General features: G+C 43.0%; 8 protein-coding genes. 7 read left to right on the top strand and 1 reads right to left on the bottom strand.

Annotated features, from left to right (window positions below; genetic code table 11):
* Positions 1-202: 202 nt before the first annotated feature.
* A complete protein-coding gene (locus AC1DV1_RS14400) occupies positions 203-4,201 on the bottom strand; it encodes a hybrid sensor histidine kinase/response regulator transcription factor (protein WP_477360301.1) in 3,999 nt (1,332 codons plus the stop codon).
* Positions 4,202-4,957: 756 nt separating this feature from the next.
* On the opposite strand from AC1DV1_RS14400, the gene AC1DV1_RS14395 reads away from it, so the two are divergent.
* From AC1DV1_RS14395 to AC1DV1_RS14365, 7 genes are all read left to right on the top strand, one after another.
* Positions 4,958-6,919: a family 43 glycosylhydrolase gene (locus AC1DV1_RS14395; RefSeq protein WP_477360299.1), complete on the top strand. Its 1,962-nt coding sequence runs from the start codon at positions 4,958-4,960 to the stop codon at positions 6,917-6,919.
* 68 nt (positions 6,920-6,987) lie between these two features.
* Entirely contained in the window at positions 6,988-8,262 is a 1,275-nt protein-coding gene (locus AC1DV1_RS14390) for a family 8 glycosyl hydrolase (RefSeq protein WP_477360297.1), read from the top strand.
* Between the two features lie 30 nt (positions 8,263-8,292).
* Positions 8,293-10,266, top strand: coding sequence for an alpha/beta hydrolase (locus tag AC1DV1_RS14385; RefSeq protein WP_477360295.1), 1,974 nt, complete (start codon positions 8,293-8,295; stop codon positions 10,264-10,266).
* 14 nt (positions 10,267-10,280) lie between these two features.
* Positions 10,281-11,135, top strand: a complete 855-nt coding sequence (locus tag AC1DV1_RS14380; protein ID WP_477360293.1) for a sialate O-acetylesterase — start codon at positions 10,281-10,283, stop codon at positions 11,133-11,135.
* Positions 11,136-11,190: 55 nt separating this feature from the next.
* Positions 11,191-12,396, top strand: coding sequence for an endo-1,4-beta-xylanase (locus AC1DV1_RS14375; protein ID WP_477360290.1), 1,206 nt, complete (start codon positions 11,191-11,193; stop codon positions 12,394-12,396).
* A 174-nt stretch (positions 12,397-12,570) separates the two neighbouring features.
* Complete coding sequence (locus tag AC1DV1_RS14370; protein ID WP_477360288.1) at positions 12,571-15,075, top strand: glycoside hydrolase family 95 protein; 2,505 nt, start codon at positions 12,571-12,573, stop codon at positions 15,073-15,075.
* A gap of 260 nt (positions 15,076-15,335) precedes the next feature.
* A complete protein-coding gene (locus tag AC1DV1_RS14365; RefSeq protein WP_477360286.1) occupies positions 15,336-17,561 on the top strand; it encodes an FG-GAP-like repeat-containing protein in 2,226 nt (741 codons plus the stop codon).
* The last annotated feature ends 149 nt before the right edge of the window (positions 17,562-17,710 follow it).

Raw genomic sequence — 17,710 nt, 5'->3', positions numbered from 1 at the left:
ACTACTTGCCGAAGGTTTCGTGATAAACCTACCAGCGTGTAAACATATTGAGATAAATATGTTTACACGCTGTGTTAGTAATCAACCTATGTCCGAAAAATCTACAAGCTGCGCTCTCTTTTTATGCATTTTCGTTCAAAAAGGAGCCGCGTGAATTTTACGGGCACGGGTTGATGTTTTCAATAATAAACGGGATTCTGTTCTACACCAATACGCTGTTATTTTCTGCCTTTCTGTAATCGGATGGCAACATGTTAAACTTTTCTTTAAATGACCGGGAGAAATAATGTGGTGTCGCAAAGCCTGCTTCATAGGCTATTTGAGTAACTGTCAGATCGCTCTTTAGAAGCAGTATTGCAGCACGGTCAAGCTTATATGAGCGGATAAATTCAACGGGGGGAAGCCCGGTAAGCTCAAATATTTTTGTGTAAAGTGCTCCCCGGCTCATTGCCAAATGTTCGCTAAGGTCCACAACAGAAAATTTCGGGTTATTTAAGTTGTTATCTATGTAATTGATCACCTTGTTTAAAAATTTCTCCCTGCCCGATTCAACCGCTATATCGGGGTGAATGACCGTCAATTGCTTTTTGTAGGTGTTTTTAAGCATGGTATTAAGCTGCAACAGATTTTTAATTTTGACATTCAAAATTTCAAAATTAAAGGGTTTGGTCAGGTAATCATTTGCTCCCGATTCAAGCCCTCTTAACTGCTCATCTTCGCGTGTGCAGGCAGTAAGCATTATAAACGGAATGTGGCTGGTACGTTTATCGGCTTTTATCTTTCTGCTCAGCGTAATGCCATTCATAAATGGCATGGTTATATCGCTAATGATCAAATCAGGATGGCATGATAGTGCCTTATCCCAACCCTCTGCACCATTTGAAGCTTCAACAATTTTATATTGCGCCATTAAATGGTCTTTAATGTAAAAGCGAAACTCATCATTATCTTCCACGATAAGCAGTAACGGCATGTCTGTAATTGCCTGCGCAATATTTCTTTTTGTACGGAGCTCTTTTTCCTTAATATCTGTTTTACCAGCAAGTTGAACTTGTATTGACCGCTCAGCAAAAACTTCAAGAGGGATCCTCACGCTGAAGTCAGAACCTCTTCCTAATTCGCTTTCAACAGTAATGGTGCCGCCGTGCATTTCAACAAACTCTTTAGTAATTGACAAACCGATTCCGCTTCCCGGATTTACGTTTGCGGCGTTAGTTTCTCCTGCCTGGTAAAACCGTTTAAATATCAGGTGTTTTCTGTCCGGGTTGATGCCAATACCGGTGTCACTTATTTTAAATTCCAAAGCAGTTTTATCAATGTGCGGCGTAGGGTGCTGAATAACATCAACAGAAACCGCCCCACCGGGTGGTGTAAATTTAAATGCGTTGGAGAGCAGGTTAAATAAAATGCGCTCTACCTTATCGTGGTCAAATCGAACGAACAACTTTTCGACGGGCGCCTTAAAATTAAAGGTGATGCTTCGCGATTCTGACAGGTCATGAAAGGAATCTACAACATCGCTTACAAATGAAAATATTTCGCCTTCGGTGAGGTTAAGCTTTAATTCTTGTTCTTCTAACTTGCGGAAATCTAAAAGCTGGTTAACCAAATTCAACAAGCGCCGCGCATTGCGCCGTATCACGGCCAATTGGCCTGTGGTTTGTTCATCCTTATGTTCTGCCAACAGCTTATCTGCAGGTGCCATGATAAGCGAGATTGGTGTGCGGAACTCATGGCTGAGGTTAGTAAGAAATTTAATTTTAAGCTCATCAAGTTCATGCAATCGCTCTGCTTCCCTTCTTTCCTGTTCCAGCGCCAGTTTTCCTTTTAATTTCTTTATCCCTCTGTGACGGATGTACAATAACGAGCCCGAGGCCATCAGGGCGTATAACAAATAGGCGTACCAAGTCATCCATATTGGTGGATGAATTATAATACGAATTTGGGCGCCTGAATTATTCCATATCCCATCGTTATTGCAAGCCCGCACAACAAACAGGTATTCGCCAGGATCTAAATTGGTGTAATACGCCGTTGTAGCCGAACCTACATAATTCCAGTTTTTATTGAACGATTTAAGCATATAGGCATACCTGCTCTGCTGGGGAAGCGTGTAATTAATGGCAGAATAACTGATTGAAAAGTTTTCTTTATAATCCAGGTCAATTTGGGTTGCTACCGAAATATCCTGTTTAAGCGGTGAGTGGCTGCCGGATAACACAACGTTATTGTTAATTTTAAGGCTGGTTAAAAATACCGGGGGAGTATTGTTGTTAAGTTTTACATCCTGCTGCGGGTCAATATAATTAAAGCCTTTGGCCCCGCCAAAGAAAAGCAGGCCCTTGGTTGTCCGGAGGCCCGATCCGTCGATGAACGCATCGTTTTGTAGGCCATTGTAGGTGGAATAATGAGTGAACTTTTTAGATACTGCGTTAAACCTGCATATTCCCTTATCAGTGCTTAACCATATGTTGCCGCTGTAGTCCTCCAGTAGTTTATGTACAACGCCATCTGGCAATTCGTTTGGGGCCGAGTAATTGACAAATTTTTTATGGTCGAGGTTAAAGCAAAATAGCCCATCTCCGGCAGTGCCAATCCACATGTTGCCCTTATGGTCCTGCAACAGCGAAAAAGTGCGATCAATAGCCATTCCGGTAATCTTATTATTATACACCCTGAACTTTTGAGTTGCGGGATTTAAGACTGCTATTCCACTGCCATAGGTGCCAATCCAAATGTTTCCGTCGCGGTCCTCTTCAATAGCTCTGATATAACCATTTACAGGCAAATTACGTTCGCCGGCAGTTGCAGGAGCTGACGTATATTTAAAAAAGGTTTTTGTGCCAGGGTCAAATACATTAACGCCGCCACCATTGGTCCCTATCCATACCCGGCCTTTACTGTCTTCCTTTAAACAAAAAATTTCGTTGTGGTTTATGTGTGCATTATCATTTCCTGCATTTAACTGTTGGTACGCGCCTGTTTTTGTATCGTAAATGAACAAACCATCCTGAAACGTGCCTATCCAGAGTTGTTGATTGCGGTCGAGCATCATGGTTAGTATAGGAAGCCCGGCCGAGTTGCTGCTTGTTTTTGATTTAATAGAAATATGACTGAACAAGCCGCTCTTGACATGAAAAAGATTCAAGCCTCCGCCATCTGTGCCAACAAACAGGTCCCCGTCCTTATTCTCGGCAAATGACGAAACAAATGGCGCGCTTAACCCGGCAGGATCATAAGCATTGTTTTGCTTTGAATTAAATAAAGTAAGGTTTTTGTCGTACTTATCCACACCACCCTGGTAAGTGCCAAGCCAGTAAATTCCATCGGGGTCCTTATAAATACAACGGATGGATTTACTGCTTACGCTGTATTTATCCCTATCGTCATGATTGTAACGTTTTACCTTTCCGGTTATTGGATCTAAGATATCCAAACCGCCTTCGGTACCTACCCAAATTTTATGGCCATCCGCAGCAATGCTATATATAAGGTTACCGCTAAGGGTACTATCATCATCAGGGCTGTATTTGAAACTTGTAAAGGTTTTTAAATCTGCCGATAGGGTGCTTAAGCCATTGTCAGTCCCTATCCATAATTTATGCTGAAATTCGGCTATGGTATTTATCGCCTCACCCGGTATACTTGCGGGGTTGTCTTTTTTGTGCATAAAGGCAATGAAGCTGTTTGATGGTTCATTATAAAGATAAAGGCCTTTACCTGTCCCTATCCACATCCGGCGCTGACTGTCCTGAAAGATGGATAATATAACACCCGAATGTAGCTGTCCTGGTTTTTGCTCATCGGTTTTGTAAAATACCTCTTTTTTTGTTTTAGGGTCAAGCACGCACAGGCCTCCTAGCATACCAATCCAAAGCCGGCCGTGCGTATCACCGTAGATAGATTTGATGTAGCTGTTTGCAAGATGTCCGGATGCAGAACTCTCCTTGTAATTTCGGAACTGATCTCGAGAACGGTCAAAGTAATATAGGCCGCCCCCCATGGTACCTACCCAAAACTGCCCCGCCTCATCCTCGTACATACTTGTAACTTCCCTGGAGCGAAAGCCCGATTTATCCGCAGGGTCAAAGCGATACGGCTTATGTTCTAAACCGTCAAATCTGTCCAGCCCATCCGCCGTTGCAAACCACAAAAAACCATAACGATCCTTAATGATTGCATTAATCGTGTTTGACAGCAAACCATCGTGAGATGTAAGTACAGTAAATCGTAAAGACTGCCCCTGGCATTGATTAGTGATAAGGATTGATACTGTGAATACAATTAAGAATAATCGTGTAACCGCAGCTCGCTTAAGTTGTAATAGGCAATTTAACATTCCGGTACTGTTTAAAAAATTTGTACAGCATCCCGCTTTATCCGCAGATGATGTACTAATAATTTCATTTTCAAAAATAGGAGGTTTATAACGGTGCAACTTCAAACAAGTGTTTGGTGAAAATCACACAACGTAAATATAAACTATAAATTAATAAAAAGCAATCGATTGCATAAATAAAAAAATAGCGATTTTAACCTGAATGCCCGGTGCAATATTTACTTGCATATTTGAATTTGTAACGTAAAACATCGAGGTAAAGCCTCTTAATTTGTAGCAACTTGAGGCCGCCGTTTATTGCTGATAAACCTTCGGTATCACAATTTACTTTCCAATGCAGAAATGGATATTAAGCAATCAAATGATTTAGAGTTTTGCTGTTGCCTTGCCTGATTAAGGCATAGGTGTCGTAAAAGCGTACTTATTTCAACCAAAGTGTTGATTAATTCAACATTTGTGGCACATCAAGTTCTGTTTTCAAAATACTTTTGGTCAGAGTTGATTTAACAAATGTTGGTTTCACAACGTTGAATGCTTAAATCGCCAGATGAACAACCATTCTGTAAACCAACACTTCAATTTAAAACGCGCCGGGCACAATCGGAATTATCAAATATTATGCACCAATTAATCCGGCTTACGGGCCTTATCTTCATCTTCACGCGCTCCGTTTTGTTGGTAAACGGCCAGGAAAAAATACCAGATTCCTCTCGGTTTTATCAAACAGTTAACACCTATGTGAACCCTATATTACCTGGCGATCACCCGGACCCCACCTTACTTAAGGTAGGAGATGATTTTTATCATTGCGGCTCTTCCTTTCATTTTAACCCCTACCTGCCCATTTATCACTCAAAAGACCTTGTTCATTGGGAGGTAATAAGCAGGGTGCTGCCATCACCCAAAGCAGCCTGGGTTACCGATAGGCCTTCAGTGGGTATCTGGCAGGGTGCTATAACCTACTTTTACGGCTCCTACTGGATCTACTTTTCGGCTGGCGGGCAGTGGTTTTGTAAGGCAAGTTCGCCTAAGGGGCCATGGTCTGCTCCTGTACAGGTAAAGTCTAACCCCGAAACAGGTAATCTTGGTTATGACAACTCCATTTTTGTGGATGATGACGGAAAACCTTACATGGTCATAAAAAACGGGCAAAAAGTTAATCGTTTACAAGCCTTGGGCAGGGATGGCCAATTAACAGATCATGTGATAAATCTCGATTGGGTAAACGCCAGGCTACAATATAGCTGGGCAGAGGGCCCGGTAATGTGTAAACGTAATGGCTATTATTACTACTTCCCGGCTGGCGATGTTACCGGCGGACAATATGTTTTAAGAGGAAGAGCATTGACAGGCGATTCGACAAAATGGGAGAGGCTGGGTAACTTTTTTAAGCCGGTTACCGATGATAAGGCAGGTTTTCGCCGCCCAAACCACATTTCGGCTCCCGTTCAATTAGCCGATGGAACGTGGTGGACCATAGGGCAAAGCTATGAAAAGTACGACGGCGACGACTGGTCTGGTACCGGGCGCCAAACCTCTCTTTATCCCGTAACCTGGGAGGGCGACAGGCCATGGGGCATGGCGCCAACCACCTTGCCTGTTCCGAAACCGAACCTGCCAGCATCAGGTATTTCATGGACAAGTGTAAAGACTGATTATTTTGACGGCAGCGTATTGAGTCTTAACTGGCATTTCCTCACCAAAAAAACTTCGGCCTCTTATTCGCTTACCGCCCGGAGGGGATGGATAAGGCTTACGCCCGATTCTGCCCGTACCCATCTTGTTCAAAAGGAAACAGACCACTATTATTCCGCTGTTACCAAGGTTGACCTGCGGGCAACCAATGACGCTACCAAGGCTGGCATTTACCTTACTAACGGAAACCAGGCAGTAGTGGTGAGGCTTTACAGTGGTTACAATAACGGAAGGAAAATTGTTTTTACTATGGATACCGCCAGTAGGAGCGCGCCGAACATCTTCGGAAACACAGTTTGGCTGAAACTGGAAAGAAACGGCCACGAACTAACCGGATATTATAGCGGCGACGGAAAAACCTGGGTTTCTTTAGGCGGGCCAATTAATGCAGTTAAACTTGATGGAACCCAGCCAAATTATAATTCATGGGTAGGTACAAGTGTAGGGTTATTTGCAGAAGGAAAGCCGGCGGACTTCGACTGTTTTATTTGCAAGGACGGGGCCTCATCCTTACAGGCAGCAGGCTATCGTAATTACTATGGGATAGCAACTGTTAATAAAGGGATGGAGAAAACAGTAACCAATACATCCTTGTATGGCGGATGGTTTATGATATCTGGTGTGGAACTTGGAAGTCAGTCGCCGTCTTCAGTCCAGGTACTTGCTTCGTCAAATCGCAAAGGCACGCTTCAAATATGGCTTGATGATCTTCGGACCGGTAAATTGATAGCTACAATACCGCTAAGTGCTACAGGCAACGGTGGTTATAAAACATTCAGCAAACAACTTAAAAATGTTACCGGGCAACATGACATTTTTGTGCAGTATCCAGCAGGCGTTCCGCAAAGCATCTTTATTAAAAGCATAAGGTTTCCCGGCAAGTAGGATGACTTTAGTTATTGACCAATATGAAAATTAGTAAGACAAAATCTTTATTTAACTACGACTTAAGTATGCAAAAATTAGTGTTATTGTATGTAATGATTGCTTTGCTACCCGCTTTGGCAAATAGCCAAAACCACAAAGCTTCCAAAAAAATGCCAGGTAAAGGGGCTGTTGCTTCTGGTTTTTATCCTGATCTTTTTCATGAAGCAGGATACAGCAAGGGTGATATCAACATAAAGGTGGCCAAGGCTTATCATGATGTGTTTGAAGGCCCCAACAAGGTTTATTTCGAGGTAGGCGATTCAATGGCCTACGTGTCTGATGTGAAAAACCACGATGCCAGGACAGAGGGTCTTTCATATGGTATGATGATCGCTGTGCAGCTTAATAAAAAAGATGTCTTCGACCGCATATGGAGATGGTCAAAAAAGTATCTTCAACACCAGGACGGGCCAAGCGAGGGATATTTTGCCTGGAGCATTAATCCGCAAACCATGAAGCATAACTCAGAGGGTTCTGCATCTGATGGAGAACTATACTATGTAACCGACCTGCTTTTTGCCTCCAATAAGTGGGGAAACAGTACAGGCATTAATTATTATGCGGAGGCCAGGCGGATACTTGATGCCATGTGGAAAAAAGAAGGCGCCGCGAATGTTCATCCTTTAATAAACATGGCGGCTAAGCAAATTTCCTTTGTGCCCGAAGGCGCCGGGTATGGATGGACAGATCCGTCCTATCATCTGCCTGCATTTTACGAGGTATGGGCGCTTTATGCAAAAGACGGCCATGAACAATTTTACCGGGATTGTGCAGATACTGCGAGAGTGTTTTTACACAGGGCTTGTGACCCCGTTACAGCACTTAACCCCGATAATACCGATTTTAATGGCAAGTCACTCGGTGGAAGGCGAATGCCGTCGGCTTTTCGTTTCGACTCCTGGCGCGTACCAATGAATATCGCGATGGATTATGTGTGGTTTGGGAAAGACAAAAAGTGGCAGCAGGATTATGCAAAACGCTTTCAAAACTTTTTAAGATCGAAGGGGATAAATGATTTTGAGGATCAGTTTAACACAGATGGATCTACACCCGCTTTTGTTCTTCCGGCAGGAGGAGTCAAAAAATTACGGCATTCTTTGGGATTGGTGTCCACCTCTGCCGCAGCCTCGCTCATGATAGCCGATAATACAAAATTCGATTTCGTGCGGCCTCTTTGGAGCGCTAAACTCGAACCTTATACAGATGGATATTTCGATCCATATTACGACGGCTTGTTGTATTTATTCAGCCTGATGCATCTCAGCGGCAAATACCAGCTTATACAACCACAAACCAATTGATAAATTATTTACCTGTCAACAATATTAACAATGAGTATATTACAACATATTAGGCAAGTTTTGTTTGCGGCATACGCTGTTCTGCTATTTACCATACCGGTTTTTTCACAAAATATAGTTCACCAGGCAAGGGCGGGCTTCGATGTATTTCGTGCAGATATTCCGCATGGTAAAATTGATACCATTACTTATCAATCAAAAACTGTGGGCAATACCCGCCGCGCGCTTATTTACACACCTCCCGGATATTCTAAAAGTAAAAAATACCCCGTGTTGTATCTTTTACATGGCATAGGTGGCGATGAAAAAGAATGGTATAACGGTGGAAGCCCCCAGGTTATATTGGATAATCTATATGCCGAAGGCAAAATTGTGCCCATGATAGTTGTGTTACCGAACGGAAGGGCTTTAAAGGACGACCGTGCGACAGGAAACATCATGGCACCTGATAAAGTACAAGGTTTTGCCGTTTTTGAAAAAGATTTGTTAACCGATCTGATACCCTTTATTGATAGTAAATACCGTGTATATACAGATAAGGACCATAGGGCAGTGGCCGGCCTTTCTATGGGCGGCGGGCAATCATTAAATTTTGGCTTGGGAAACCTTGACGTATTTTCATGGGTTGGTGGCTTTTCCTCGGCCCCCAATACTAAAAAGCCTGAAGAGCTGGTCCCTAACCCCGACGAGGCAAAAAGAAAACTGAAGTTGCTTTGGATATCATGCGGATCAAGCGACGGGCTAATTGCATTTAGCAAACGTACTCATGATTACCTGGCAGAAAAAAGCGTGCCGCATGTCTATTATATTGAGCCGGGTGTGCATAACTTTAAGGTTTGGAAAAATGGCTTATATATGTTTTCACAAATGCTTTTTAAGCCGGTAGATGCCTCAGTTTTTCCACAATATACTTATAATGAAGCTGGTATATCGGCGCCCACTAATATACCGGGGGTACAGTACCCGCAGATATTTCCAGACAATACAGTTTTTTTTCGTATAAAGGCCCCGAAAGCGCAAAGTGTGCAAATTGACTTGTTGAAAAAGTATCCAATGACCAAAGATACCGCGGGGTATTGGACGGTTACTACTGATCCGATTGTATTAGGCTTTCACTACTATTCGTTGATAATTGACGACGTCGCCGTGGTCGATCCATCAAGTCAAACATTTTACGGCATGGGAAGAATGGCAAGCGGCATTGATATTCCAGACCCAAAGGGTGATTTTTATACTACCAAAGATGTGCCTCATGGTGAGGTGCGTTCGGTAAACTACTACTCAAACATAACAAAGGCATGGAGGCGTGCAAATGTATACACCCCTCCTGGTTATGATACCCAAACCGACAAAAGATTTCCGGTGCTTTACTTACAACATGGCTCGGGCGAAGACGAAACCGGCTGGCCCACACAAGGTAAAATGAATTTTATATTGGATAATCTCATAGCCGGGAAACAGGCAACGCCTATGATAGTTGTTATGGATAGGGGGTATGCTACAGATCCAACGCAACCGGTTACTACTAACGCCCGCGGAATGAGTATGGCAGGTAATGTTTTTCCGGATGTGCTTGTAAAGGAAATTATCCCGATGGTTGATGCAAAATTCAGGACGCTTACCGACCGCGATCACCGCGCTATGGCAGGGCTTTCAATGGGAGGGTTTCAAACTTTACAAACTACCATGACCAACATCGATAAGTTTGCCTACGTGGGAGGTTTTAGCGGCGCGGCCTTTATGCAGCCCGGTACCGATATAACCAAAATGTATAATGGTGTATTTGCTGATGCCAATGCTTTTAACAAAAAGCTTAAAGTACTTTATTTAAGTGTTGGAACTACCGAGCCGGAAAGAATGCAAACCACGGTAAAGGGTTTTCACGAAGCACTTGAAAAGGCCGGCATTAAACATGTGTTTTACGAATCGCCGGGCACTGCGCATGAGTGGCAATCCTGGAGGCGTTCCTTAAACCAATTTGCAAGCCTGATATTCAAGAATTGAAATTATTTATGAAAATGAAGCTTAGATTGATAGTTGTAACATGCCTTACGTTGTTAAGCCTCAAAAGTTTTTCGCAAGACAAGAATTTTTACATATTTATTTGCTTCGGCCAATCAAATATGGAAGGCAATGCAAGAGTTGAGGCCCAGGATACTATCGCTGTTGATAACAGGCTTCAGGTATTGCAGGCTGTTGATTGCGGCGACAGAGGCAGGATAAAAGATAATTGGTATACAGCTGTACCGCCATTGGCGCGGTGCACAACTGGCTTAACCCCGGCAGATTATTTCGGCCGGACTTTGGTGGCGAATCTTCCTGAAAAGATACGGATCGGCATTATCAATGTTTCTGTCGCCGGTGCCAAAATCGAGGTTTTTGAAAAGGACACCTATCAATCATACCTTGCAACGGCCCCCGGCTGGATGAAAGGTATAGCCGCCGAATATGGCGGTAATCCATATGCAAGGTTGATAGAACTGGCCACGTTAGCTCAAAAGTATGGCGTAATTAAAGGCGTTTTGTTACACCAGGGAGAATCGAACCCTAATGATACGCTATGGACAGAAAAAGTAAAAGGGATTTATGATAATTTAACCAGGGATTTAAAGCTGAAACCTAAAAAAGTGCCTTTACTTGCAGGCGAGTTAGTAAATGCCGACCAGGGAGGTGCTTGCGCCGCGATGAATAAAATTATCGCCACCCTGCCACAAACAGTTGCCAACTCATACGTTATTTCATCAGCGGGTTGCACCAGTTCTCCCGATCACCTGCATTTTAATGCAGCAGGGTACAGGTTATTAGGCAAACGATATGGCGAGGCTATGCTTTCATTATTAGGTTACAAGCTTAAGGAAACCACGATTCATTAACATGCTGAGCGAAGTATAAAAGTTAACCACTACCAATTAAAACCACTAATAACCAATGAATTTTTCTGCTGTTAATAAAAAAGCTAACCGCGGCTTCCTGCTCCCGGCAATTGCCATTATTGTTTTGTCGCTCGTTCAATGTACACCGAAACACCAGGTGGCTTCATCATTCAAGGCGGGTACTACCGCCGATGATCCGAATAAGGGTTTAAAAGATTATTATAAAAGCTATTTCCCAATTGGTGTAGCCGTTAACACGGCAGCCTTGCATGGCCCTGATTCTGCATTAATTGTCAAAGAATTTAACAGTGTAACGGCCGAGAACGATATGAAGATGGGCCCGATACACCCCTCAGAAAATGTTTATAATTGGAAAAATGCCGATGATATTGTTGATTTTGCCACGAGTCATCATATTAAAATACGCGGGCATAACTTATGCTGGCATAACCAGGAGGCAGCGTGGATGTTTAAAGGGGCCGATGGAAAGCCTGTTACCAAAGAGTTGCTGTTAAAACGCCTGAAGGATCATATTTTTGCTGTTGCGGGAAGATACAAGGGTAAAATTTACGCCTGGGATGTGGTTAACGAGGCCGTTGATGACAGCAATGATACAACCCAGATATACCGCAAAAGCAACTGGTACAACGTATGCAATGGTCCCGACTTTATAGAGGCTGCGTTCAGGTATGCGCACGAAGCGGATCCGCAGGCGAAGCTTTACTATAATGATTATAATAGTGAGCACCCGGTAAAAAGGGAGAAGATATATAAATTATTAAAAAAATTGGTTGATGACCACGTGCCGATTGACGGGGTGGGCATGCAGGCGCATTGGAAGTTAAATGAACCATCGCCCGACGAATTACGTAAAGCTTTGGATGAAGTAACCTCATTAGGTTTAAAGGTGCAATTTACCGAATTGGATATTACCATACGTTTGCCACAACCAAACCCTGCGCCGGGGGCTACAACGACGCCCGTACCTGACCCTGGTTATACGCCAGAATTGGAAGCCAAACAAATAGCGCAATACAAAATGGCTTTCGATATTTTCCGGCAGTATAAAAAGTTTATAACAAACGTTACATTCTGGAATGTATCTGACCGGTACAGCTGGCTTGACCAGAGAGGCGGGGGTCTAATGGGCGGAGCCGCCGCAGGCGGCAACACGCCACGCATGGTTAAAAAAGCCTATCCCTTATTGTTTGATGAAAACCGGCAGCGCAAAAAAGCATACTGGTCTGTAGTGAATTTTTAACAGGAGACGTTGTTAAACAACGTAATTAGGCGCGATCAAAGAGTTTTACCGCCGAAAATTATAGGCATTAGTTAGGCGGCAAGGGGTTAAAATGCGGATATTGCTGAAACAGGCAATAGAATAGCAGGATAATAATGCGATCCAATGCGAATTGCAAATTACAAACCAAAGTATATGACAAGATTAGTTGATAAAAGAGGGTACTTATTTGCCGTGGTATTATTGATGTTTTTATCGGTACAAGCTCAACAGAAAAATTACGCCGTTAAAAAAAGTAAAGTATCCGATAATTCCGGGCGATATAAATTATGGTATAATCAACCCGCTAAAAATTGGAACGAGGCACTGCCACTTGGAAACGGTTATATAGCGGGCATGGTGTTTGGTAATGTGCAAAACGAACGTATTCAGCTCAATGAATCAACCATATGGGGAGGAGGTCCCAATAAAACAATTGATTCAAGTGCAAGGCCATACATTAATGATGTGAGGCGGCTGCTCGCTGAGAAAAAGTACGCAGAAGCACAAGAATTGGCCAACAGTAAACTTGGCCCAAAAGGGAATAGCGGCATGCCGTACCAACTTGCAGGTAATTTATACGTCAGCTTTCCCGGAACAGATACAGTTAGCAATTATTATCGCGACCTGGATATAGCGAATGCCACAGCTACAGTAAGGTATACTTTAAACGGGGTTGACTATAAAAGAGAGTTTTATACCTCGTTCGGCGCAAATGTGCTCATGGTAAAACTTACGGCCAATAAGCCAGGCATGATAAACTGCAAGCTAAAGCTTCAAAGCCCTCTTAAATCTTCAGTCACCATAAATAACCAAAAAGCATTGGTTTTATCCGGGCAGGGCAGTGAGCACGAAGGACAAAAAGGCCAAATAGAATTTAATGTGCTCACCAGGGTCAAAAATTCCGGAGGCACAAACGTTGCAGATACTTCGGGCATTACTATCGCAAATGCAGATACGGCTGTGATATATCTTTCTATGGCCACCAATTTTGTAAACTATCACGATGTTTCTGCAAATTCAATGCTTCGGGCAGAAAATATTTTAAGCAAGGCCTATGACCACGGTTTTGATGAATTGTTAACTGAAAATATAAAGTATTATCACTCGTATTTTGATAGGGTTAAACTCGATCTTGGTGTAGATGGCGCCGCAAAACAGCCTACAAACATTCGTATCCAAAATTTCTCAAACAATAATGATAGGCAATTAGCCGAGTTGTATTTTCAATATGGTCGCTATCTGTTGATTTGTTCATCTCAACCGGGATCGCAGCCAGCCAATTTACAGGGGATCTGGAATGGCGAAATTAAAGGCCCGTGGGACAGTAAGTATACGATTAACATTAATACTGAAATGAATTATTGGCCAAGTGAGGTAACCCAGTTGGCGGAATTGAGCACCCCGCTTTTTAATATGATCAGAGATTTGTCTGTTACAGGCAAGCCAACTGCAAAAATAATGTACGGAGCACGTGGATGGATGTTACATCATAATACTGATATTTGGCGTATAACCGGTGTTGTAGACGGCGCCTTCTGGGGTTTGTGGCCAACGTCAAATGCATGGCTTTGCCAACATCTGTGGGAGCATTATTTGTACTCAGGCGATAAGCAGTTTTTAAAACAATATTATCCAATAATTAAAGGGGCGGCTGAGTATTATGTTGATGCCCTTCAAAAAGATCCGGAACATGGCTGGCTGTTGGTGTCTCCGTCGATTTCGCCCGAACACGAATATATCGATGGAAAAAACCAGATTTCTGTCACCGCCGGTGCTACCATGGATAATCAGTTAGTTTATGGCTTATTTACTGATGCTATAAGAGCCGCAGCCGAATTAAATACTGATAAAGTATTTGCAGATAGCCTGGAGAACTACCGGAGCCAATTACCTCCAATGCAAATTGGCAGGTATGGTCAGTTACAGGAGTGGGTGGAAGACCTTGATCGTCCGGATGACCATCATCGCCACGTTTCTCACCTATATGGCTTGTTTCCGGGAAACCAAATATCTCCTTTTACACAACCGGAACTTTTTGCTGCTGTAAAAAAATCACTTAATTATCGGGGTGACGTATCAACCGGATGGTCTATGGCTTGGAAGATTAATCTTTGGGCACGTTTATTGGATGGTAATCACGCCTACAAGCTTATTAAGGATCAAATAAAACCTATAAGCGGGGGCTCTGGTGGCACTTATCCCAATTTTTTTGACGCTCATCCGCCTTTCCAGATTGATGGTAACTTTGGCTGTACTTCCGGGATAGCAGAAATGCTTTTGCAAAGCCATGACGGTGCAATTTACCTATTGCCTGCATTGCCTGATGAATGGAAGGACGGCAGCATATCGGGGTTAATGGCAAGAGGTGGTTTTAAAGTAGATATAAAATGGACTAACCATAAAATTATCAAACTGGTGATACATTCCTCACTCGGCGGAAACTGCCGTCTGCGTGTTAATCAACAGATCAATTGTACATTGCTGACAGCAGCAAGTGGTATAAATAAAAACCGCTTTTACCAAACAATGGATTTGAAAACACCAATAGTGAAAAATAGTGATAAAAATCTTCTGCCCGACTTACCTAAAACCCGGATGTACGATGTAGCTACGCGTCCGGGTAAAACTTATACGATTATCAATAACAGTTTGCATTAGTCTGACGATTTTACAATGGACAAAACAATTTAAAATTCTATTAAAATAGAGTTCCTGGAAATTTAAACAGGTGTTATAGGAATATAAACAAACGTTGTGTTTGATAGTATCATCGCTTTTTATATTTGTTAACTGCTGCTTAACAAGGGTTATCAGATATCAATTAGTTTGTTTCTATTCGTTTTACGAGTGAATTTGTTTAGCTGGTCACCTTTTATGGTTAGGGGCAGAAATCCGTGTCGTTTTTTTAACCAATTATCATGCTATCACGATTTGCCAAAATAACCATGTTTTTTGCTGCGGCTATTTGTAGTTTACTACTATCATGCAAGCCGCACTCCCCAATAAAAATGGCCGACTTGCTGCAACAGCTTAAAAAGCGAAATTATAACGCTCAAAATGTTTTTAGTTCCGACGCCCGCCTTGCCTCCTGCGATTCGATGTTAAAGGCCGGTTCTCCAAATTATGATGTGCAGCTATTATCGAAAAAAGCATTATTTGAGTTACAGGAAGGACACGAACAACAAGCTGTTGACATATATTCGAAAATTGCGAAGCTGCCGCGTTACATGAACCCTGTTAATACACAGCCCGATGAAGCTGTTGCATTTATGCGTTTGGGCGAACGTGCCAATTGTATGCTTGGCCACAACGGGGCATCGTGCATATTTCCTATTAAGGGGGCAGGCATACACCAGGTTCAAACAGGATCGCGGCAGGCAATTGGAGCACTGGAGAATATTTTGAAAAGCAATCCACAGGATGCCCAGTCCCGCTGGCTGTTAAATATTGCTTATATGACCTTAAATGGCTATCCGGAGCAAGTTCCTGCCCAATACCTGATCCCTAACTTAAATGCAGATGACGGGCCGTACAAAGTAAAACCATTTACAGATGTAGCCGCAAATGTTGGCATCAACCTGAACAGCAGGGCGGGCGGATCCATAGCCGACGATTTTGACGGCGACGGATATATAGATATTATTACATCGGGGATGGATCTGCAGGATCATATGCATTACTTCCATAACAACGGCGACGGGACTTTTAGCGACCGTACCGCTCAAAGTGGCTTACAGGATGAAGTTGGCGGCCTAAATATCCAACAAACCGATTACAACAATGATGGCCGTCCGGATATTTTTATCATGCGGGGAGGCTGGCTTCGGGATGGTTTTGGTAACCAGCCGGGTTCATTGCTTAAAAACAACGGTAACGGCAGGTTTACCGATGTTACCATTGCAGCCGGCCTTAAATTTATGCATCCTACACAAACTGCCGTATGGGCCGATTTTAATAACGATGGCTGGCTTGATGTTTTTATCGGGATGGAAAGCCATGGCGGAACCAACCCTAACAATAACCATCCATCTGCGCTCTATATGAATAATCATGATGGTACTTTTAAAGAAATGGCGCAAAAGGCCCATTGCCAGATCAACGACTTTGTGAAAGGGGTAACATCGGCCGATTACAATAATGATGGCTGGCCTGATATTTTTATATCTACCATGAGTGGAAGAAAATATTTGCTGAAAAATAAATGTAAAGGAGGGAACAACGTAGGTTTTGATGATGTAGCCGAAAAGGCAGGCATCAATATCAAACAAAATACATTTACCACCTGGTTTTATGATTACAACAATGATGGCTGGCCCGATATTTTGTTGAGCAGTTACAATTTTAACACAACCTTGGGATATTACGCCGCATTGGAGGCGTTGGGTACCCCAGTGGCAGATAATGGCAATATTTTTCTTTTTAAAAACAACCGCGATGGTACTTTTACCAATGTAACCCACGATGTTGGGCTGAACAAGGCAGTTTTTAGCATGGGAGGCAATTTTGGCGATATTGATAATGACGGCTATCCCGATATTTATTTTGGTACCGGCAATCCCGATTTTGGATCACTGATACCTAACAAGCTTTTCAGAAATATTGGCGGCAAAAAATTTGCCGATGTAACCAGTTCATCGCGTACCGGCAATTTGCAAAAGGGGCATGGCGTATCATTTGCCGATTTTAGAAATAACGGGTTGCAGGATATTTTTATTGAAATGGGCGGCGCTTATATAGGCGATGCCTACAAAAGCGCATTATACCTTAATCCGGGTCAAAATAATAATAGTTGGGTGGGTTTAAAATTGGTGGGAACACACTCAAATAAGTCGGCTATTGGCTCAAGAATAAAGGTAACCTTCACAGAAAATGGCGTACAGCGAAGTGTGTTCAAGGATGTAAATTCCGGCGGCAGCTTCGGCTCATCTCCGCTAAGGCAGGAGATAGGGATAGGACAGGCCAAAATGATTGATGACATCGAGATACGATGGGCAGGCAGCGGTACTGTGCAGCATTTTTACGATGTAAAGCCCAATCAATTCCTGGAAATAACGGAGGATGGCAAGTTAACCCCACTTAATTTGAAGCCACTTAAATTTAATACAAGCGAGCCCGCGATGCAAATGCAAATGGCTGGCATGTAAAGGCGAGGGTGTTTTTAAGTTAGGTTATTGCGCCTGCTCCAGGATAAAAAGGGGAACCCTGGTCATCGCTACCYATGACATGTTTTCTTTTCGARGTGCGYKGGCCTGTCACCCTSAGCCTGTCGAAGGGTCGCSYGGAGAGGCCTTTG

This window comes from Mucilaginibacter sp. P4_D1 (assembly GCF_056401935.1).
This window is presented reverse-complemented; position numbering and strand designations above follow the sequence as displayed.